Below are 21,948 nucleotides of genomic sequence, written 5' to 3' on the forward strand. Positions count from 1 at the left end.
TCAGCCTCACCAGCGTCGAGCTAAGTTAAGGCAAGTAAAGCCGTTTTTCAAGCGAGAATATCTTAAGCCTGAGTACCACAGACACTGCAGTTGGCGTGTTTCGGGAGTTTCATCTCACGAAACTCCATCGTCATCGCATCGATCATCAAAATGCGGCCCGCTAAGGTTTTACCCATACCAGTGATGACCTTGATGGCTTCAACAGCCTGCAAACAACCTATCATGCCGACGACAGGCGCGAGTATGCCTGACTCGACGCAGCTGAGTTGTTGCTCGCCAAATAGGGCGCTAAAGCAATGATAACAAGGTGTTTCGCTGTGATAATCGAACACTGTGACCATGCCTTCCATGCGAATTGCCGCTGCGGAGACTAAGGGCACTTTATGCTTAAAACAGCTGAAGTTGAGTTGTTCGCGCACACTGACATTATCGGTGCAGTCGAGCACTAGATTGTGATTGGCGACAAGGGCGTCAATCTCATGATCATCTAATACTGCATTGATAATGTTGATCTTAATAAAGGGATTGAGCTGACTCAGGCTCTGTTTGGCCGATTCGACTTTTGGCTGGCCGACATTGGCATCTTGATGCAGCACTTGGCGCTGCAGGTTAGAGAGTTCAACGTGATCAAAATCGACCAAGGTCAGCTCGCCAATCCCCGCAACTGTGAGGTATTGGCTTGCGGCGCAGCCTAATCCGCCTGCACCTATCATCAACACTTTCGCTTGTTTTAGGTGTTCTTGGCCGTCGATATCCATGGCTTTGATGGAGATCTGACGGCTGTATCTTAAGAGTTCGCTGTCGCTGAGAATATCTTCAGGCACATTCATTGAGATTTTCCTAGCAGAGCACGCTGTTAAAGGGCTCGACTGTCACTTGGGTGCCAGCGGCAGTATCCCCTTGGAATTGTTCCAATAAAACGAAACAGTTCGCTAGGCTCATTGAGGTCAACATACCTGAACCTTGGCTACCAGTAATGGCAACCTCGAGTTTACCTTGTGTATTACGGCTTAAAATGCCCCGTTGATATTCGACGCGGCCCGGTTGTTTACGCACAGGTGTTGTCAGAGTGGCGTCTAACATCAAAGGTGCAACTGGGGTTAAACCCTGCATCTTGTTCAGTATTGGCCAAACGAGTTTGTAAAACGTCACCATAGAAGACACGGGATTGCCTGGTAAACCACAGAATACCGCCTTGCCAATTTTGCCCATGGCGAAAGGCTTGCCTGGTTTGATGGCGAGTTTCCAGAAGGTGATTTTGCCTTCTTCATCGAGAATTTGTTTCGTGAAATCCGCTTCGCCGACCGACACGCCGCCCGAGGTCAGCACCATGTCTGCTTGGCTGGCGGCTTGGCGAAATGCCTGACGTATGGCTTCAGGATCATCGGCTATTACGCCTAAATCAAGCCATTCCACATTAGCGCGGCTGAGTAAACCTTGAATCGAGTAACGGTTTGAATCGTAAATTTGCCCTGGCGCGAGTTCGCTGCCAACAGGACGCAGTTCGTCACCCGTGGAGAAAAACGCTACCTTAAGTTGACGATAGACTCGCACTTGGCTGATACCAATAGTGGCTAACACGCCGAGCTCGGCGGCGCCAATTGCAATACCGGCAGTGAGCACTTTAGTGCCTTGGGTCAACTCTTCGCCGCGGCAACGCACATTGGCGCCTTGTGCCTTAGGGTGGCGAATATGAATAATCTCACCTTCAACTTCGGCTTCTTCCTGCATCTGCACTGTGTCATAACCCGCAGGCACGGGTGCGCCCGTCATGATCCGTATGCAAGTATTAGGTTTGGCTTCACCTTCAAAACCATGGCCGGCGAACGAAGTGCCGATAAGGCGTAATGAGGTGCGATTGGTTTGTGTATTCAAGTCGACAAAACGGAAGGCGTAACCGTCCATTGAGGAGTTGTCGAAGGGGGGCAGGTCGATGCAGGAAGCGAGATCTTCCGCAAGGACGCGGCCAAGGGCATGGGGAAGCAATACGACTTCGGTGTCTGACACTGGGCTAACTTGTTCGAGCAAAAGGGGAATAGCTTGATCTGGATGCATTAAGCTAGGTTGCGAACAAGGATCGGCTTTTACGGACATGAGGGTCTGCCTTATATGCAATGGGTCGTGATGACGCTGAATGAATTTCCACCTGACTATGATTGGTTATTATGCCACGGTGATCGGCGATGGCTATGATTTGCATGTGAGTTTCTGTGATAGGCCAGTCAGTTTTTCCTGCCACTTTGGATGATAACCTAGCAAGAAGTAACGCAATTTGCGCTGCTAAGTCGAAGGCTGAACGCGAGTCGCTGGACAAATGAAAATCATTTTTATCAATGAATCATTAACTTAGCTAAAAATCTAAAGGTAAATTTTGTTGCTTTTGTCGACCCCCTTGATGACAATGTGCCCCATGATTCAGTTCGAATGCAAAAGAGGATTTACTATGCTGTCAGCCACTATGATCGAAAAGTTGAATGAACAAATTAATATGGAGTTCTTCTCCTCAAATTTATACCTGCAAATGAGCGCATGGTGTGAAGATCAGGGATTTGAAGGTGCAGCTAAGTTTATGCGTGAGCACGCGGACGAAGAGATGGGCCATATGCGTCGTCTGTTCACTTATGTGAGTGAAACCGGTGGCTTACCTTTGTTAGGGGCGATCGAAGCGCCGCAGTCACAGTTTAGTTCTTTACTAGCTCTGTTCGAACTCACCTATGAACATGAGCAGTTGATCACCAGTCAGATCAATGCCTTGGCCCATGCAGCCTTTTCTAACCAAGACTACTCAACCTTTAATTTCCTGCAATGGTATGTGGCCGAGCAGCACGAAGAAGAAAAGCTGTTCAAGTCGATTGTCGATAAAATACGTTTAGTGGGTGAAGATGGTAAGGCACTGTTCTTTATCGATAAAGATTTAGCTAAGTTAGCCTCTAAGGGCGGCGAAAGCATAATGAACGGTCAAGGCCAACCACAGGCTTAAGCGCGTTTTATTCGCCACAAAAAAGCAGCCTAGGCTGCTTTTTTGCTATTTATTCTTCAATTCTTTTTGCTATTAGTTGCTAGCTTTCAGCATCTTAGATATTCATGCATCTATCTTGGTAATCGTGGTTGAGCAGTGCTGTGTGCTTGATGTGCAGCAAGGGGGTGATCTCGTCGAAGGGCAGTGGTTTAGAGATCAAATATCCTTGAGCGAAGTGGCAACCTAGATCCCGCAGGAAGTGCCACTGGGCTTCGGTTTCTATGCCTTCGGCCACTAACTCCATTTCGAGACTTTGCCCCATCATGACGATGGCTTTGACTAAGTTCGCATTAGCATTACTTTCGAGGGCATTTTCCACAAAGCTACGATCGATTTTAATTACTGAGATAGGGAATTTTTTCAAATAACTCAGGGAAGAATAACCCGTACCAAAGTCATCGATATAGATTTGCGAGCCTAAATGGCGAATCGATTCGAGCGTGCTCAAGCAGTGGCTGGCATCGCCCATCAGCATGCTTTCTGTGATCTCAATATGCACATTGCGCGGGTTCACATGGTGGCGGTTAAAGCATTCCTGCAGCACTTGGTCGAATCCCATGCCGCGGGTGTTGATACATTGGCGACCGGAAACATTAATCGCGACATTGATTTTTAAGCCACTTTTCTGCCACTGCCTGAGATCATGCATGGCTTGGTTGAGCACCCATTCGCCCATAGGTTCTATCAGTCCGGTTTCTTCGGCCAGCGGGATAAATTGATCCGGTGGGATCAGGCCAAAGTCAGGGTCTTGCCAGCGGATAAGGGCTTCGACGCTGCAGACGACTCCAGTTTGCATATCCACTATGGGTTGATAATGCAGGGCAAATTCATTTTGTGCCACGGCGCGGCGCAGGCGTTGCTCTAACTCCATCCGAGCGAACATGGCTTCATTCATGCCCGCGGTAAAGTATTTGAAATTGTTCCGTCCCGCGTCTTTGGCTTGATACATGGCGGTTTCGGTATTGCGGGTGAGTGAGCTGACATCGAGGCCATCTTCGGGATAGACGCCGATACCAAAGCTGGCTGAAATCTGGATCTCACGGTCATTTAAGTCAAACGGCATGCCTAAGGTTTCGATAATACGCGTTGCCATGTGTTCGATGGCGAGTTCGTTAGTCAGTCGCGGCAATATAAGCACAAATTCATCACCCCCGATGCGGGCGATAAAGTCGGTTTTACCCGCAATGCCTTCTAAGCGTTTGGCCACATCTTTAAGTAATAAGTCGCCCGTGGCATGGCCTTGTACATCGTTGATGTATTTGAATTGGTCTAAGTCAATCAGCAGAATTGCCAGTTTGCGTGAGTCATGCTGCGCCACATGGATTTCGTGCTGCAGGCGCTCATTAAACAACTTACGATTAGGCAGCCCCGTTAACGCATCGAAGTTGGCTTGATACCAAAGATCTTGCTCATATTGTTTACGTTTACTGATATCCATAAATAAACCAATGTGTTGGATTATTTGTCCTTGCTCATTTCGCACCACAGTAATGGCTAGATACTCGGGATACACTTGGCCATTTTTACGCTTATTCCAAACCTCGCCCTCCCATTTTCCTTCTGTTTGCAGCGACTCCCACATGGTGGTGTAAAAGTGCTGCGAATGACGGCTAGAACTGAGGATGGATGGACTGCGGCCTTTCACTTCTTCCAATGTATAGCCAGTAATATTGCAGAAAGCCGGATTGACCAGTTCGATATGGTTATCGGCATCAGTCACCATTATGCCCTCGGCAGAATAGTCAAATACCGCAGCGGCGCGGGTGAGAGCATGGTTCGCCTTCTGCCGTTCGCTGATCATCCGGTTCATGGCGCGGGCCATGCGAGCCAGTTCATCAGTACCTGAGACGCGGATATTGATATTGAGCTTGGGATCTTCCGCCATTTGCTGCATGTCATTAGCAATCTTAGTGATTTTATCCATAAAGTTGCGAATGATCTTCTGTCCGAGCCAGAGTGTAACGGTTGCGGTGAACAGGGCTGATAACAAGTACAGGCCGAGGAAGGTCAGGGCTTGGTTTTGTTGATACTCGCTCTGTTGCGCCATGGTTTGGGTGATGTCTTTGGCGAGTTGATGCAGTTGTTCAATACGCTGGGTGGTGAGCGCCCACCATTTTTGGCTGTCAATCGGATGTGGCGGCATTAACAGCTGTGTCATCGCTTGGCTTAACTTGTCCTCACTGGCTGGGACTTGCGCGATGGCGTTGATCTCCGCCATCGGCAAGCCTTGCTGCCGCAGTTGCTTTAGCTTGACCATGCTGAACTGGTATTGATCTACGCTGTCTTCAATGGTTTTCAGCGCCGACTTAAATTCGGGGAGAAAGTGAATTTCGTGATTGAGTTCATCTAAGTTGAGGTGAATGTTCGCCAGCGCATCATTAAATTTTTGCAGTGAAACGTCATCGCCCTTCAGCAGATAGTCCTGAAAACTCCCCATTAAGCCACCGTAACCTAAGTTGGCATTAATATTCTGTGCCAGTGCGCTAATGCGGGTTTGTTGCTCGATTTGTTGGCTAATTTGCAGAATACGTTGATTCTCTGGCGAATCTTGCAGGTTTTTCAGTAACGATTTTCTATCGGAAATCGCGGCACTGCTCGCGTGCATTACAGCTCGGCCATATTCATACATGAAGGAGCCTATGGTGCGGTAATCATTCAGATTGAGTGAGTCGCTGAGCAGCAAATGATTGATCGCGCTACGTTCTTTTACGGCGAGTTCTTGCACCATCAGCAAGTTTATTAAATCGGTATAGGCGCGGGATTGGCTGATTTCGTTGGTTTGTAACTGCAATAGTTGAATGAGCTGTAATAGCTGAGTGTGCAGTTGACTATAGAGATCACTAAACGAGCCTTGTGTTTCGCTCGCAAGGGTTTGCCGTGCGTTGGCGAGTCTGTGGCCTGTGAGTGTGATGGCATCTAATAATGCGTTCATCTGACTGGCTTCAATACTCTTAGGATCGAGCGACTCACTGAGGTGGGCTAAAGGTTCACTGTTAAGTAACGTATCGAGAGCTTTGGAGGTCGCCTGTTGTTGCGTGACTAGCGCGTTATCGGTGGGCAGTTGGTTGGTGCTCAGACCATATTCATTCTGCAACTGATACAGTAATTCGGTGATGTGTACCGTCGCCTGCACCGCAAGATGGTTGTGCTTGGCCGAGTGTGATTCATTTATTAAGCCATGCATGCGAGTCAGAATAAAAAAACTCATCATCAACAGGGGGACAAGCGAAAACAGAATGAGCTTTTGCTTCAAACTGAGGTGGTGTAGCGCTGACGGCATTAAAGATCACTCCACTCGTTCGCCTAGTCAAAAAAGAAATTCAACGTCATCACGTTGAACTTGAGTTGAAAATGGAACTAGGCACAGGGTGAGAATATTTAACATAGGCGGCCAGTCACCGCGACCTTTAGTTTATGGATATCTAATCTAGGTCACGAAATTAAGCAAATTGTTATATATTGAGCTAAACAACTATTTTTATTAGTATATTTTGTGCCTATCAAACAAACATTTCATTTGTCTGTGATGTGAGGCTGTTTTTAATCATTCGAAAGAATGACTTTATTTCATGTTTCATGGGCAGTGATTTAGGGAAGATCTAAAAAGTGGGATAGGCGAAGTTGGGCTGCAAATAACGCCCAATAAAAAGGACGTTTGCCGCAGCGAAACGTCCTTTATTTTTTAGCTAATGACCTAAGTTTAGGCCATTGAGGTCTGACTTAACCGACCTTAGCCAATAACGATTTACGGTAGACCACTATGTCTTCAATCGTCAGCACAGGCATATTGTGCAGTGCGCCGAAGGCGATAATTTCGGGTAAACGCGCCATAGTACCATCGGTGTTAGTGACTTCACACAATACGCCAGCGGCTTTTAAACCCGCGAGTTGCATTAAATCAATCGTGCCTTCAGTGTGACCACGGCGGGTCAATACCCCACCCGGTTGGGCGCGAAGTGGATACACATGGCCAGGACGAGCGAGATCACTTGGCTTAGCGCCATCGGCAATCGCCGCTTTAATGGTGGTCACGCGATCGGCGGCAGAAACCCCTGTAGTCACACCGACTTTAGCTTCAATACTCACAGTAAACGCAGTGCCGTATTGGCTCGAGTTGTTTTCCACCATAGGGGGCAATTCGAGGGCTTTGACTTTTGCATCGGGTAAACACAGGCAAACAATACCGCTACATTCACGGATGAGCATGGCCATTTGAGCGTTCGTCAGTGTCTCGGCAGCGAAAATTAAATCGCCTTCGTTTTCTCTATCTTCGTCATCGACAACTAACACACCTTGGCCTTGACGCAGGGCATTAAGACCCGCTTCAACGCGTTCGATAGCAGTACCAAAAGGAGCAAGTAAAGACTGATTCATGGTTAATATCCTTAAAAAATACGACATTGGAATATCCAGAATCAGGGCGTGCAGAAATACAACTTAATCAAACCTAATGGCTCGATTTTGCTGTAGCAATATGGCTTCACTTGGGGTGAAGTTATTGCAAAACATGAGGCTAACACTGCAATACATAAGCGCGTTGCACTTAAATAACACAATGTTGTCTTACATTCTCTTCCATCCGGACTCAGCACTGTCGCCATTAAAGCACACAGTCCATTACCGTCGGCTCTGGAATAGTCAGTTTTGCACTAGGCAAAATCTAAGGCACCAGATCTGCTGACCCCGAAAGTGATTTCGGGCGCTCGCGGGCTTTGGGGATGCTCAGTAAAATAATCACTTAGCGTTACCCATTTACCGCCGGTGGGGAGTTTCACCCCGCCCTGAGAATTTGCTTTTGAGCTGTTTGCGCTCAAAAACGCGGTTATGTTGCTCTTATTTAGCGCGAATGGCAACTTCTCGCGTTCAATGTTTGCGCTAGTGCACACCTGACCACTATCATGCTAATTTATTTGCCGTTGCATTCTGCGACGGTCGTTATGGACGTCACAAGGACGTATAAATGCGATCTCTGCTGCTAACTTTAGGTATTGCCATGTTGTTATCCGGTTGTTCGACCTCAAAAGGGCAAGTACCCGCCCCAGTTGCTGAAAAAATTCCCCATGTGATGACCTTGCATGGCGTAACGCGCACCGATGATTACTATTGGCTGCGTGACGATGAACGCAAAGATCCTAAAGTGTTGGCCCATCTCGAAGCCGAGAATCGCTACACTGCGGCCTATTTTAAACCCTTAAAGCCGCTACAAGATGGCCTTTTTAAAGAATTAACCGAGCGCTTAGTCGCCGATGAGTCCAGTGTGCCGTACCAATGGCACCAGCACAGTTATTACAGTCGTTATAAAGAAGGCGGCGAATATCCGCTAATCAGCCGTAAGGGCGCCGATGGCGTTGAGCAAGTGATGCTGGATGTTAACGAGCGAGCTAAGGGCCATGAGTTTTATGGCTTAGGCGGCGCGAGTGTCAGCCCAGATGAAACCATGTTGGCCTTTGGCGAAGACGTCCTCAGCCGCCGTGTATACCACATCTATTTTAAAGATTTGGCCTCGGGTGACATGATCGTCGACGTGCTTGAAAACACTGAAGGTCGAGTGGTGTGGGCGAACGACAACAAACATGTGTTCTATATCGCCAAAGATTTGCAGACCTTACTTGGCTACCAAGTGTATCGCCATGAGTTGGGCACTAAGCAGTCGAGCGATGTGTTAGTGTATGAAGAACAAGACGATTCTTTTTATATCTCGCTGGGAAAAACCTTAGATGAATCGCAAATTGTGTTGTTCCAAGAGAGCACCACAACGAGCGAAGTGTCAGTGCTCGATGCCAAGGATCCTTTGGGTTTATTCAAGCCAGTGTTAGCGCGGGAAGAAGGTCACGAATACAGTGTGTCTAAGCTGGGTGATACTTATTACATTCTTACCAACTGGCAGGCGACAAACTTCCGTTTGATGAAAGTTGCCATCAAAGATGCGGCGGACAAATCTAAGTGGCAAGAAGTGGTTGCGCATAACCCCAATGCCCGTATCGAAGACGAGTTAGTGCTCAAGGACTATCTGATTATTCAGACCCGCGAAAATGGCCTAACGCGCATTAAAGTGATGCCATTCAACGGTCAAAAGCCCTTCGAATTGAGCTTTGATGAGCCTGCCTATGTGATGGGGTTAGATGTTAATTCTCAGCAAGACAGCAATAAGTTACGCATTTTCTACTCTAGCCTGACAACGCCAGAAGCCGTATACGAATATTCGCTGGTGAATCCCGATAGACGGGATTTATTGAAGCAAGATCAAGTCTTAGGCGGCTTCGATGCCAGTCAATATCGTGCCGAACGTGTGTTTGTGACTGCCCGCGACGGTGTGAAAGTGCCCGTTTCTTTGGTGTATCGCAAAGATAAATTCAAGAAAGATGGCACTAACCCTCTGTATCAATATGGTTATGGATCTTACGGTTACACTGTTGAACCTGATTTTTCTTCATCCGTTATCAGTCTGCTCGATCGCGGTTTTGTGTATGCCATCGCCCATGTGCGCGGCTCAGAAATGCTCGGTCGCCCTTGGTATGACGACGGTAAGCTGTTGAATAAGCAAAATACCTTCAATGATTTTATCGATGTAACTACGGCATTAACGGCACAAGGTTATGGCGATAAAAACAAGGTTGTCGCATCTGGCGGCAGTGCGGGTGGTTTGCTAATGGGCGCAATTGCTAACCAAGCGCCGGACAAGTATTTTGCCATCGCCGCCCATGTGCCGTTTGTTGATGTGGTGACCACTATGCTGGACGAGTCGATTCCGCTGACGACCAATGAGTACGACGAGTGGGGCAATCCGAACGAGAAAACCTATTTCGATTACATGCTGAGTTACTCGCCCTACGACAATGTTAGCGAGCAAGAATACCCACACATGTTAGTGACTACGGGTTTGCATGACTCGCAAGTGCAGTATTTTGAACCCGCCAAGTGGGTGGCTAAGCTGCGTGATGTTAAAAACCAATGGTACAAGAGCGACGATAAAGTCTTGTTACTTAACGTGGATATGGAAGCCGGCCACGGCGGTAAGAGTGGCCGTTATCGCCAGTACCAAGACACAGCCCAAGAATATGCATTCTTCTTGAGTCTGTTAGGTATGGCGAAGTAGGTTATTCGTAAGTGACCGAATCAGCCGTCAGCCTAGGCAATACGGACATAGGCGCTTTACAGCAACATGAGTCACTGGTGGCAGACACACTTGCCCCAGTGACTAGCGCTGTCGCAACCAAAAATGTTGTTACAGAAGCTTCGCTGAATCCCGTACCATTAAAATCTGCACCTCTGAAGCCTACACCCATAAAGTCATCATCCCTCTGGTATTTGTATCTAGTCCGCTGTGCCAATGGGCATTTATACACAGGCGTTACCACCAACGTGGCGCGACGTTTTAGCGAGCATCAGTCGGGTGGCATCAAATCCGCTAAGTATCTGCGCGGTAAAGGTCCGTTAACCTTGATGTATCAAGAGCAGGTTGGTAGTCACGGCGATGCACTGCGGCGTGAGATTGCAGTTAAAAAGCTGAGTCGCAGTCAAAAGCTGGCGTTGATTGAGTCAGGGCGTGGATTACTAGAGCGTTAACACTGCATCATACTTGTTCTGTGACGAGGAATGATTAAGCACTGTCATTCCAGTGACTCGCAGCAAGTACGTCCTTGTATGCTCGATCGTGACATCCATGTCACGGACGGTCACTTCCATGACAGTGCTTAATCCAGTTAATCATAGAGTATCCTGTCAGCCAGATCATAATCCTGTGTCCATTGCCGAGACAGAGGTGCCATCTGCGCAGGCATTACATAACAAGGCATTCCAGTTCGTTCCAGACCTTCTGGTCTCCACAGAACGTGCTCAATCGCGCCACTGAATTTTCGCGTTAGGCATTAATTATGAAAGCATTAGAGTTAAAAGAAAAATTGCTCGCCGAAGGTTGCAATGCAAGTAACTTTGCCATCTTGGGCAGAGGTGATGGCGCTTTCTGCTTAGATAAAAAAGGTGCTAAATGGGCCATTTTCTATTCTGAGAGAGGTTGTGATTCTGAGCCTATCTTTATATCAGAAAACGAAGAAGAAGCTTGCAGATATTTTTTCAACTATGTGTTAAAGCAAAAACATTGGCACATAGTCGGCTTTTTCAAATATGAATCTGATGCAATTGCATTAGAAGATAAGCTTGTTTCAATTAGCATCAAATCGATAAGAAATGATATTTCTGCCTACAAAATGGCCAATGACCTAAGGTACAGGGTCTTTGTTATAGGCAAAGATATTTTTAAAGTCAGGGAGCGCTTAGGTCATGTACAAGTCTGCTATATCTGATTAGCATATGCTAATTAGACTTGTTTTCCGCTGGCACTCCAAGCCAGCCGATTAAGTGGCGTTATATTTATTAAGGAAGCCATGTGTTTAAAAAATTTATGACCGTAATTACAACATTACTTTTTGTTACTTCTATTCAGGCAAAGGATATGAATTTAAATTTTACCCCAGATCCAAATGTATCCAAGCTTGCAGAGGCTTTTTCACTAGATTGTGTTGATTTTGTTGGGCGGAAATTCAACTTAATATTAGATTGGTCAGATGAAAGTATCTTTAAATTAGAGCCAATTCTTGCAAACTTAAGCAATTATGCACGTGCGAGCAATATGCCTGCGGAGCAGGTAAATGATTATGCAAAAATATTTGGTTTTTATATTGGCGAGGTTTACCGTAAAAATCACGCAGATGTTGTATGGGGTGGCGTTGAAATTGATGGGCGGCAACATTTCGCACTAGGTACAAAAGAAAACAAACCAATAATCTGGCCAGTTACAAATGTGAGTAAGCGGATTTATCTTGGTGAAGAAGCTAATATCGCAACATACTATTCAGCAGTTGTTGGTAAGCAATAACAAGACATTCGGCATCCAACCTTAATAGTCCAATCGTTAGCCTCCAACTAAGATTTGTTGTTTTAAATTAGTAGGATTTATTTTAGGAGCCACAATGAGACTAAGCCTTAAAATCTCTTCTTGGGCGATAGCTATCGTTGTGATGCTGCTGTCTGTAAGTTTTGCAATTTATGATATTTTTTGCTTTCAGCCTCACCGTGGGGAAATAACTCGACTCATCCAAGTGGCTACTACAGAAGAAAGTGAGCCTCCAGCTTTAATCGTGCAGCTCGTTCGTGCATCCGCAGGCGAGAATCTTGATTGGCTGGTTACAAGGTTAATTATTGATAATTTAAATATCAGCCATAAACCCGAGTCATTGGTTGGCTGGCATATTGAGTCATTTCTGTGGCTACAGTTGGTCAGGATTCACCTTACAGAGCAAGAGCAATTAACTCTTTATTTGGCTCAAGTGCATACTGGCAAAGACTTAAAGGGCTTTTCCTCTACCGCTCAGGTAATATTCAATAAGCCTTTTTCTGCATTAAGCCCTCAAGAGGCTGCCACAATTGCTGCCTTGCCATATGCCCCAAGCATCTTTGCAAAGGGCTCAGAGCGTCTTGCAAAGCGTCGTGAATATTTGCTTTCTAAGCTGGAGAATGGCTCCTAGCCAGTCATTCAAGCGAACACCTTCGGCGCAAAAATTAAATGAGTTACTCACGATTAAAGTTTTTGTATTTATGTATGTAAAATTCGGGCATTAAGGTGTGAGTGGATTAAAGGAATTAAGCACTGTCATGGAAGTGACCGTTGGTGGCATGGCCGCTCTTTCACATCCATGTGATCGCAGCATTCGCACTTCCGTATGCAGCAGATGCCGCCGTCGAGCCTATAGGGACGCTTCTTGTTAAACGAAAGGGCGGCGAGTCACTGGAATGATAGTGCTTAATACCTTAACGATTAACTTTTATAATAAATCAATTAGTTAAGCTTTGGTCGTCACCAAAGACTGGCCTGCATTGTGGTTGGAGAAGTATGAATAGAGAGCTAAAAAAAATGCCACTACAAGGGGTTAGTGGCATAAATGCATAAGTCGGGCATACGCTTAAAAGGGTGGGTAGAAGACTGACATCTTGGCTGGGAACCGTTGCAACATCAGTCTCTACGCCGGGAAGTAGGTAAAATCTTTGGGTGTAGGGTAGTAAATGGCGCGTTATTCCATGCTTACTGGGCCGTCGATTTTGTTAAATTTCACATCGCCAGAACCTGCCGCAAGAATCGTTAATCCCTTAGTGTTAAAGACATTAATGTCGCCTGATCCGTCTGTGATGGTCACAGGACTCTGCACATTGGCGACTTCGATGTTGCCTGAACCGTCATCGATGGCGATATTGCCGCGAATATCAGTCACCTTGATTGCGCCTGAGCCATCGTCAATCGTGAGGTTGCCGTTGATTTGACTGACTTCAATGTCCCCTGAACCATCATCAATGCTGACATTGTTACCGCCGTTGATGATGAGTTCACCTGAACCGTCTTTGACATTGATATCTGCTGTCATCTTGCTGATCAAAATGGCGCCTGAGCCGTCATCGATATCCAGTGCTAAATTCGCAGGTACTTGCAGTTTTAGATCGATGTAGGGCGAGTAATTATTAAAACCGCTTTGTTCAAAATCGGCTTTGAGCTTGGCCTTGTTGGCCTTTTTCTCAAGGGTGAGAATGACTTTGCTGTCGTCGTTGCCGTCCTTATTGCTATAGATGTCGGCGACGAGTTTAATTTGGGTTAGGCCTTCGACACCGATAATTTCGAGGCTGCCTGCGCCAGTCTCGGCAATCAGGCCTTGCAAGTCTTGGCTATCGAGGGTGAGTTCGCGTTGCTGGTGGTCTAAATCGGGCATGCCAGCGGCGTTGACATTAATAATGCAGCCAGTGAGCGATACCCCTGCGGTAAACACTAATATAAACGCGAGGGTGAACATAAATGGACGTAGTGACATGTTAGCTTCCTTGTTTATCTGGCACTCGTTATTCGTGTGAGTGCTGAGTCGTCTTGCGATGGATAAGACATTGCACAGCCCATGCCAATTTTAAGTTTCATTTATAATCAACTATTTAAGCTAAAAGTGTCCGTACTTTGCGGTGCGGACATGTCCGCCGAATGAGGGTTTTACTCACAGATTAGTGAAATTGCTCATTTATTGAGTTAGCTTGAGCCTCATAGGTCTGGCTGGGCAAACATACAGACAATACAAAAAATACAAAAAACATAAGAAGGGATGCAGATGGATTATTTAACGACGAACAAGACGGCTTGGGATACGCGCACTCGGGTACATTTAACTTCGGATTTTTACGATGTGGCGGGCTTCCTGCGTGGGAATACTTCATTACGGGAAATCGAGCTTAGCGAGCTTGATGTGGCTGGTAAAAGCTTGCTGCATCTGCAATGCCATTTTGGCTTAGATACCCTGTCGTGGGCGCGCATGGGCGCTAAAGTGCTGGGCGTCGATTTGTCTGAGGTGGCGATTGATGAAGCACAAAAGTTGGCGCAGCAGACACAATTGTCCGCCGAGTTTATTTGTAGCGATGTTTACAGTGTGGCGAGCAAGGTTGAGCCGCAAGATATTGTGTTTACGTCCTATGGTGCCATTGTGTGGCTGCCGGATTTAACCCTGTGGGCGCAGACGGTTGCTGCTTGTTTAAAGCCAGGCGGACAGTTTTACATGGCCGAGTTTCATCCGGCGCAGCAGTTGTTCGATGGTTATAGCTATTTTAATCGGGGTGAGCCAGATATAGAGCAGGAAGGCACTTATACCGAAAATGCCGGTGATGATCAGCAAACCTTAATGTGTTGGTCACACAGTTTATCGGAAGTGATCAATGCGTTATTGCAGGCGGGCTTAGTGTTGGAGTTCTTCCACGAATTCGATTTCAGCCCGTACAACTGTTTCGAAGGGCTCGAAGCGCAAGCCGATGGTCGTTATGTGTTAACACACCAAGGGCAGAATGTGCCCTTAGTGTATAGCATCAGCGCTCGTAAGCCTGCGTAATCCTTGCCGTTTGTGATGGCGAGGATTAACGACTACGGTAAACCGGATACTTAAGGTAGCGGTTATCGTAGTAAGGGCTGCGTTCATAGAACCAGCGCAGGCGTGCCTCGGGATCGGCGGCAAATTCGGCGTTGGTCAGTGCCTTGTCGAACTCAGCCTGCAGCTTAGGATCATCTTTTAGCATCTTGGCCGCCAGCGGCTCAACCGCATAATCTTCAATGTATTCAGTGCGGGTGAAGATAGGATTAAAGAAACCCCATTGCAGCAAAGAATCTGGCGATTGCGGCTCCAGCAGTAAAATCGCCAGATCGCCCAGCGGTTGATCTGTGCTGATTTTAATGGTGCCAGCGGGCAGAGTGGTGCTGACTTTCGTCAACTCTGACTCGGCTTTGACCGTTTGATGGCCCTCAAAATCCTTAGTGTTAAACACGGGATTACTCAGTTTGTATTGCTGTAATTTAAGCTCTGTCGGTTTGGTCAGGCGCGTCATGCGAATGCCGTGTATGTTTAGGCGATCAATCACTTGCGTCCATTGCGCCGGAATATAGTAAGCGCTCGGACGAGTGACTTTAATATCTGGCACTGTCTCGGCGATCACAGGCAGATTTGGATACAGCTTAGGTTGACCGTTCCAGCGCACCACCTCAGTGCCACTGATAGGGCTCTTTTCGAGTTGATAGTCGATGCCCTTAAAGTCCCAACCTTTTGCGAGCGGTGCCGATTTCCACGTTAATGTAATCAGCGGCGAAGCGCGGTACTTATCTTCCTGAATCGCACTCTTCAGTTTAGTGGCCTGTTCACCCACGGTTTTGAGGGTTTGCTCTAGCATCACATAGGTGCCGAGCACTCTTTGTTTAAAGGGTTTTAAGCTGTGGTTTTCAATCAAAATAGTCGGTAAATGGCGCGCATCGCCATAACCGTTAGAGAAGCGTGGGCTAGGATTCCACAGCGACATGCCTTTGGTGATATCGGCGTTATCCACGGCAAAAATCAGCGGGCCGGGAATATGGCCTTGCTCGGTTAATGCCGCTTCAACTGCGGGTCTGTAGCTGTTTTCGAGCCAGCGGTAACTGGCTGGGCTTAACCCTTGGGCAAGGTTATAACCAAAGGTGACATCGTATTGATAATCTATGCCGTCGGTGACATGCACGTCGATATACAAGTCAGGCTGCCACACGTTGATTGCGCGCAGCATGTGCTGCATTTCTAAGGTATCGGCCTTGGCATAATCACGGTTAAGGTTGAGGTTATTTGCGGTAGTGCGCCAGCCCATATTCACAGGGCCACGTTGATTCACTCGATTAAATTCGCCGCTGCGCTCATGGGCATCGACACTAAACATAGGCACAAACAAGAGGTTGGCTTTATCCAGCAGGGCGCTTTTATCACCCTTAATAATGTCGCGTAGCAGCATCATGCCGGCATCTTTACCGTCGATTTCTCCGGCATGAATCCCCGCTTGCACTAACACAGTTGGTTTAGTGTTTTGCTTGAGGCGTGCCGACTCATTAATGCCTTCACTGCTGGCGATATACATCCAAATATCGCGCCCCTGTGGGCTCTTGCCTAAGCTAACCTTTTGTAATTTATCTGTCTCACCTGCCAGCTTGTCGAGCCAAGCGATAGTGGCATCGTAGCTTGGACTTTCAATACCGCCACTTTGCTCAAACGGCGTCGCCCACTCGCTATCAACACTTAACATGAGCGATTCGCTGGCGCCATGCCAAGTGATGCTGGGCGGTAAAATCGCATCGTTGACAAAGGTGTTGGCTCGCTCAGGGATAGGCGCGGGCTCTGGCGCTACAGCGGCCGCATCGGTTACGACATCCGCTGCGGGTTCGGTTGCTTGGGTATTCGCAGCCGGATTCACATCCTGTGGCGCTGTTGCTACTGGGGTTTCAACTGGCGTTTTGTCGGTGACGGTTTGCGCCGCAGCGACTGGCGTTGAGGCCGACAACTCAGCAGATGCTTGAGCTGTTTTGGCTAAGGTTTTTGCCTCGTTGGCAACAGCATCGACAATGTAGAGACTGCCCGCAGAAAGGCAGGCAATGGCGATAACGGAGAGGGAAAATAAGCGCATGAAAAAAGTCCATATATCGAATTTTTATTAGGACGGTATCTTTTCATTAAACGCCCCGTTAACGCAAGGGCGGTCAAGGGGTTATCTTGGTTCGCGAGAGTGATTTTTAGCTGTGATTCCCCGTGGTAACGGCTTATGAACGCTTGGCAGTTTTGTGTAACACGGTTTGTCCGCTATAGGCGATTTCGATAATCTCGATATCGGCGTAGAGGGCTTCGACGGCGATGGCGAGTTGATAGATAAGCCAGCCGTATCCCGTGAGGGCAAATCCTTGCGCGACTTCATTTGCTAAAGGGGCTGAATTCGGCGTCTGAGCGGCCAAGCTGAGCTGTAATCTGAGTTGCAACTCTTGCCCTAGGGCGGTGGGCAGCGTGGGTAAAAATGCGGTTTTACCTGCGACAAATTCACTCAGCCTTTGAAGATGGGCGGTAAGCTCGGCGGCGACGCGATTGATTTGGTGGTATGCCTCTTTGTCGGCCGCCTGCCAGCGACTTAAAGGCAACAATTCGAGTAGGGTGATCAGCCGAACCTGTTTATTGACCAATTCCGCCAGCAGTATTTTATGCTTTTTTAAGGTTTGGCTTTCCCACTCGAGGGAGAAAAACAGCTTCTTTTGGGTTAATACCGCTTTCATGGCCGCTTCGAGTTCGGCGCGAAAATCTAAATCATGGTTAGCGGGAGCGTGTAAATGTTGGGTGAGCACTTTGGCCATACTGTCGATGGCATTGGCGAGTTGGCTGCGCCAGTCCTGCTTGGCCTTAATCGGGAAGATAAACAGCGACACCAGAATGGCAATAATACAACCGAGCAGAATATTCGCCGTGCGCCAGAGCGCCTCTGAGGTGTCGTGGTTCGCATCGCCCACCACGATAATAATGGTAAATCCCGCCACCAAATAGGCATAGCTGTAGCGCCCCGCCGAGATAAAACAAATCAAGCTGACGGCTAAGATCAGTAGCCCCATAATCAGCCAATAACTGTCGATAGTGGCGACTAACATCACGCCATAAGCAGAACCTAAACAAGTGCCTACCGCCCTTTGCAGGGACTTTTCAATCGCACCACCCACCTGTGGCAGGCTCATCATAATGATCACGATCGTCACCATGCTCCAAATAAAATGTGGCGGCGACCAAATGGCATTAATGGTGACGGCAATCAGCAAGGCGAGGCCAAGTTTAAGGGCATGAATGGCGCGGAAATGGCGATAGATAAAGTCGGCAAAAGGGCTTGCAGGGGCAAATACGGACATAATGCAACACTCCTTTGGGCTGATGATAGCCAAACTATTATCGCAGAAAGACGTCGCGCCCGTGTGGCTTGGCAGATAAAGAAATACGAATTGCGAGGCAGCGCCGTTTGAGCTTAGTCCAAGGCGCCGCCAAGATCACATTAATTTCAATTAAGTGGTAATAAATCAGTAGGATAGAGTTCGGTATATCTAACAGCGGGCATAAAAAAGGCTTGAATAAGCCTTGCCTATTCAAGCCGATATTTGAAGCCTTGAGTGACTGTTTCGCTAGCTTAAGCTGCGCTCGCTATCCGCTTTAACGTCAACTTCTGTGTACTTATCCATGATCAAGGCACAAGCCGCATCGCCAGTGATATTGAGTGCGGTACGGATCATGTCAAAAACCCTGTCTAACGCAAACAGCAAAGGTAAACCATCGATAGGAATTCCTGCAGCTAACAGCACTGCCACCACTAAGAAGGATGGGCCTGGCACACCCGCTTGACCAATTGCACCTAAGGTTGAGGTGAAAATAATGGCCGCATAGGCTGTCATCGATAGATCAACGTTATACATTTGGGCGAAGAACATGGCCACTAAACCATAATAAATCGCGTTACCGCTCATATTGATCGTGGCGCCTAACGGCAGCACGAAGGCAGTGGTTGCTTTAGAGACTTTAAGATCTTCCTCGCAGGTTTCCATATTCACCGGCAGCGTCGCCATTGACGAGGCGGTCGATAACGCCATCACCTGTGGTTTCTTCATTGCCGAAATAAACTGGCGCGCCGACACTCTTGAAAAGAGCTGTACCACCAATGGGAAGAAGATAAAACCGTAAATCAGAATCGCGGCCACAAACACGGCGAATAACTTAAATACGACTTCTAACGCATCGAAACCGAAGGTGCCGACAGAATCGGCCATCAAACCAAATACACCGATAGGCGCAATGATCATCACGCAGTTGATCATCCACACAAAGGCGTCAACAACAGTGTTAAGTGCGGCTAAAATTGGCTTAGCGCCATCGCCTTTAACCTTAGTCAGCGCGATACCGAAGAAGATACTAAAGACTAAGATTTGTAAGATGTTACCGCCGTTCAGCGATTCGAACACATTGGTTGGGATCATGCCGATAAAGGTATCCATTACCCCTGGCAATGCGCCGTGTTCCTTAGTCACTTCCATCAAATCTGGGCTGCTATGAGCCGTGAAATCAACCCCCGCGCCCGGTTGGAACAGATTGCCCATCACCAACGCCAGTACTACGGCGATGCCTGATGTCACGATAAAGAAGCCAAAAGTGCCAATGCCTATCTTACCTGCCGATGGGCTATCGCCTAAGCTTGCTGCGCCGCTGATGATAGAAACTAACACCAGTGGTATCACTAGCATTTTGATTAAATGGATAAAAATGGTTCCGAGTGGTGCAAACACGCTTGCACTTTCGCCCATGATAAAACCGACTAGCGCGCCGATAATCATGGCAATAACCACTTGCACACCAATGTTGCCTAATAAACTCTTGCTTTTCATTCTTGCGAAACTCCCCAGTTGCCGCAGCATTTTGTGTCATATAGGCGATTTGAATCTAGACGCCGTAAACCTTAGTGATTAAGGCCTACTCTAGGCTAAAAGCCAATGCCCGACACTTTTTTTGTCCGGCTAAAGTACCACAATTGCATAGCAGGGGATTGTGAAACATCACCAACCTTGGTTTCAAAATAACCAAAGTCTAAATCACGCTAACATTAAATGAATAATACTTAAATTTACCGGCTTAAAAATGAATAAAGTTTATTTAATGGTGCAATTTTAGCTGCCAGATTGATGAATTGTGATTTTTGGGGCTGTTGCAACATCTGCTATATAAATTTAATTCGGATGCCCACCAATATAGTTGCCGTCGCAATGATGCCGTTGGGAGATATTAAGCGTCCATCCATCTTTAATGAGGGAGTCGCTGAGCTTTAAATGGTCGTGCAGCATTGACTCTGTGGGATCTTAATAGCATCAAGACTAAGTATTTGCCTTTGGCACGACAATAAAAAGCGCCGACTCATTGCTGGGGCGGCGCTTTTTTACAAGTAAGGCTATGGCTTAATGCTAACCGCTTATGCCTTTGGGCCTGCGTTACGGATGGCATCTGACACTTGGTACTTAGCGAAGTTCTTAGTGAAAGCTTCGGCCAGTTTTTGGGCGTATTCAGCATATAGCGCTTTATCGCCCCAAGTGTTGATTGGATTGAGTAAGTTGCTGTCTACGCCTGTGACTGCCACAGGCACGGCCAGATTCAGCGTGTCTAAGTGGACGGTTTCAACATCTTTCAACTCACCGCTGACAATCGCATCGACGATGGCGCGCGTCGTAGGGATGTCGAAACGTTTACCCACACCGTGTGGGCCGCCAGTCCAGCCAGTGTTAACTAAGTACACTTGGCTACCGAATGACTCAATGCGCTTCATTAACAGTTCTGCGTACACGCCTGCAGGGCGTGGGAAGAAAGGTGCACCGAAGCAGGTTGAGAAGGTCGATTGGATCGCCGAGGTTGAGCCGATTTCAGTCGAGCCCACTTTAGCGGTATAGCCAGACAAGAAGTGGTATGCCGCTTGTTCTTTGGTCAGGATAGAAACCGGTGGTAATACGCCAGACACGTCGCAGGTTAAGAACACAACCGCATGTGGCTCGGCGCCGCAGTTGTCTTCTTTACGTTGGGCGATGTGCTCCAGCGGATACGCTGCGCGAGTATTTTCCGTTAGGCTGCTGTCTTTGTAGCTGGGTACGCGGTGTTCGTCCATAACGACGTTTTCGAGCACAGTACCGAAACGAATCGCATCCCAAATAACAGGCTCATTCTTCTGGCTCAGGTCGATACATTTGGCGTAGCAACCGCCTTCAATATTGAATACGCCGCCAGGTGCCCAGCCGTGTTCATCGTCACCGATCAGGAAGCGTTTTGGATCGGCAGAGAGTGTGGTTTTACCTGTGCCAGATAAACCGAAGAATAGCGTAGTGTCGCCATCTTTACCCACGTTAGCCGAGCAGTGCATAGGTAGCACGCCTTGGGCTGGCAGCAGGAAGTTTTGTACAGAAAACATAGACTTTTTCATTTCGCCAGCGTATTTCAGGCCAGCTAGCAGCACTTTACGTTCGGCGAAGTTTAAAATCACGGCTGCATCTGAGTTAGTGCCATCACGCGCGGGATCGCAAACAAAGTCAGGGGCATTGATGATCTGCCACACTGGCTTGTCTTTACGGTTAAATTCTTCTGGGATGATAAAAAGGTTGCGGGCGAACAGTTGGTGCCAAGCGTATTGCGTGGTGACACGTACTGGTTGGTAATGCTCAGTATCGGCACCGACTTCGAGGTCAGATACAAACAGTTCTTTATCGGCTAGGTAAGCTTCTACCCGCGCCCATAAACCTTCAAAAGCACCGGGGTCGAAAGCTTGATTGACTGGGCCCCATTCGATGTCTGCTTCTGAACTGGGTTCTCTTACGATAAAACGATCGCCGGGTGAGCGACCACTGCGAGCGCCTGTTTTAGCGACTAATGCGCCATTGGCTGTCAATTCACCTTCGCCGCGTAGCAGGGCAAATTCGACAAGTTGTGCTGTTGAGGGGTTAAAGTGAACGCGGTTTAATCCATCCGCCATAGTGAGGTCTCCATTTGATTTGTAAGGTTATTTTTTGTTATCGATCGTCTGTC

The 21,948-nt window shown here is 47.6% G+C and carries 16 protein-coding genes and 1 riboswitch; of the genes, 7 read left to right on the forward strand and 9 right to left on the reverse strand.

What is annotated here, in order from left to right; genetic code table 11:
- Positions 1 to 62 precede the first annotated feature (62 nt).
- Positions 63 to 830 (reverse strand): molybdopterin-synthase adenylyltransferase MoeB, encoded by a 768-nt coding sequence (gene moeB / locus Q4Q54_RS16275; RefSeq protein ID WP_311988983.1) that lies wholly within the window; start codon positions 828 to 830, stop codon positions 63 to 65.
- Positions 831 to 840: 10 nt separating this feature from the next.
- A complete protein-coding gene (moeA, locus tag Q4Q54_RS16280) occupies positions 841 to 2,094 on the reverse strand; it encodes a molybdopterin molybdotransferase MoeA (protein ID WP_311988984.1) in 1,254 nt (417 codons plus the stop codon).
- A gap of 349 nt (positions 2,095 to 2,443) precedes the next feature.
- Between moeA and ftnA the strand changes: the two genes are divergently transcribed.
- The gene (ftnA, locus tag Q4Q54_RS16285) at positions 2,444 to 2,980 is read left to right on the forward strand and encodes a non-heme ferritin (RefSeq protein ID WP_006083664.1); all 537 of its coding nucleotides are present in this window, start codon (positions 2,444 to 2,446) and stop codon (positions 2,978 to 2,980) included.
- 94 nt (positions 2,981 to 3,074) lie between these two features.
- Here ftnA and Q4Q54_RS16290 read toward each other — a convergent pair whose 3' ends face one another.
- On the reverse strand, positions 3,075 to 6,299 hold the full coding sequence (locus Q4Q54_RS16290) for an EAL domain-containing protein (RefSeq protein WP_311988985.1): 3,225 nt from the start codon (positions 6,297 to 6,299) through the stop codon (positions 3,075 to 3,077).
- 440 nt (positions 6,300 to 6,739) lie between these two features.
- Positions 6,740 to 7,393, reverse strand: a complete 654-nt coding sequence (gene ribB, locus Q4Q54_RS16295) for a 3,4-dihydroxy-2-butanone-4-phosphate synthase (protein ID WP_311988986.1) — start codon at positions 7,391 to 7,393, stop codon at positions 6,740 to 6,742.
- A 189-nt stretch (positions 7,394 to 7,582) separates the two neighbouring features.
- Positions 7,583 to 7,812: riboswitch (FMN riboswitch) on the reverse strand.
- A gap of 167 nt (positions 7,813 to 7,979) precedes the next feature.
- Here ribB and Q4Q54_RS16300 point away from each other — a divergent pair.
- From Q4Q54_RS16300 to Q4Q54_RS16320, 5 genes are all read left to right on the forward strand, one after another.
- The gene (locus Q4Q54_RS16300; RefSeq protein WP_311988987.1) at positions 7,980 to 10,115 is read left to right on the forward strand and encodes a S9 family peptidase; all 2,136 of its coding nucleotides are present in this window, start codon (positions 7,980 to 7,982) and stop codon (positions 10,113 to 10,115) included.
- Between the two features lie 11 nt (positions 10,116 to 10,126).
- Positions 10,127 to 10,585: a GIY-YIG nuclease family protein gene (locus Q4Q54_RS16305; RefSeq protein ID WP_311988988.1), complete on the forward strand. Its 459-nt coding sequence runs from the start codon at positions 10,127 to 10,129 to the stop codon at positions 10,583 to 10,585.
- 308 nt (positions 10,586 to 10,893) lie between these two features.
- Entirely contained in the window at positions 10,894 to 11,322 is a 429-nt protein-coding gene (locus Q4Q54_RS16310) for an SPOR domain-containing protein (protein WP_311988989.1), read from the forward strand.
- A gap of 83 nt (positions 11,323 to 11,405) precedes the next feature.
- Positions 11,406 to 11,894 carry a DUF3806 domain-containing protein gene (locus Q4Q54_RS16315; RefSeq protein WP_011982082.1) on the forward strand — a complete coding sequence of 163 codons (489 nt, stop codon included), beginning with the start codon at positions 11,406 to 11,408 and terminating at the stop codon, positions 11,892 to 11,894.
- 94 nt (positions 11,895 to 11,988) lie between these two features.
- Positions 11,989 to 12,543 carry a transglycosylase domain-containing protein gene (locus tag Q4Q54_RS16320; RefSeq protein WP_259214517.1) on the forward strand — a complete coding sequence of 185 codons (555 nt, stop codon included), beginning with the start codon at positions 11,989 to 11,991 and terminating at the stop codon, positions 12,541 to 12,543.
- A 543-nt stretch (positions 12,544 to 13,086) separates the two neighbouring features.
- Here the strand turns inward: Q4Q54_RS16320 and Q4Q54_RS16325 are convergent.
- Positions 13,087 to 13,872: a hypothetical protein gene (locus tag Q4Q54_RS16325; RefSeq protein ID WP_311988990.1), complete on the reverse strand. Its 786-nt coding sequence runs from the start codon at positions 13,870 to 13,872 to the stop codon at positions 13,087 to 13,089.
- Between the two features lie 285 nt (positions 13,873 to 14,157).
- Between Q4Q54_RS16325 and Q4Q54_RS16330 the strand changes: the two genes are divergently transcribed.
- Positions 14,158 to 14,925, forward strand: coding sequence for a class I SAM-dependent methyltransferase (locus tag Q4Q54_RS16330; RefSeq protein ID WP_311988991.1), 768 nt, complete (start codon positions 14,158 to 14,160; stop codon positions 14,923 to 14,925).
- Between the two features lie 25 nt (positions 14,926 to 14,950).
- Here the strand turns inward: Q4Q54_RS16330 and Q4Q54_RS16335 are convergent, their stop codons facing one another.
- The 4 genes from Q4Q54_RS16335 to Q4Q54_RS16350 all read right to left on the reverse strand — a co-directional run bounded on the left by Q4Q54_RS16335 (position 14,951) and on the right by Q4Q54_RS16350 (position 21,895).
- A complete protein-coding gene (locus Q4Q54_RS16335) occupies positions 14,951 to 17,005 on the reverse strand; it encodes a M14 family metallopeptidase (RefSeq protein WP_311988992.1) in 2,055 nt (684 codons plus the stop codon).
- Positions 17,006 to 17,138: 133 nt separating this feature from the next.
- Positions 17,139 to 18,257 (reverse strand): FUSC family protein, encoded by a 1,119-nt coding sequence (locus Q4Q54_RS16340; RefSeq protein ID WP_311988993.1) that lies wholly within the window; start codon positions 18,255 to 18,257, stop codon positions 17,139 to 17,141.
- A 267-nt stretch (positions 18,258 to 18,524) separates the two neighbouring features.
- Entirely contained in the window at positions 18,525 to 19,775 is a 1,251-nt protein-coding gene (locus Q4Q54_RS16345; protein WP_311890562.1) for a dicarboxylate/amino acid:cation symporter, read from the reverse strand.
- Between the two features lie 578 nt (positions 19,776 to 20,353).
- Positions 20,354 to 21,895, reverse strand: coding sequence for a phosphoenolpyruvate carboxykinase (locus tag Q4Q54_RS16350; RefSeq protein ID WP_311988994.1), 1,542 nt, complete (start codon positions 21,893 to 21,895; stop codon positions 20,354 to 20,356).
- Positions 21,896 to 21,948 lie beyond the last annotated feature (53 nt).

Origin of the sequence: Shewanella sp. SP2S2-4 (genome assembly GCF_031932025.1) — a bacterium.
GTDB classification, from domain to species: Bacteria; Pseudomonadota; Gammaproteobacteria; order Enterobacterales; family Shewanellaceae; genus Shewanella; species Shewanella baltica.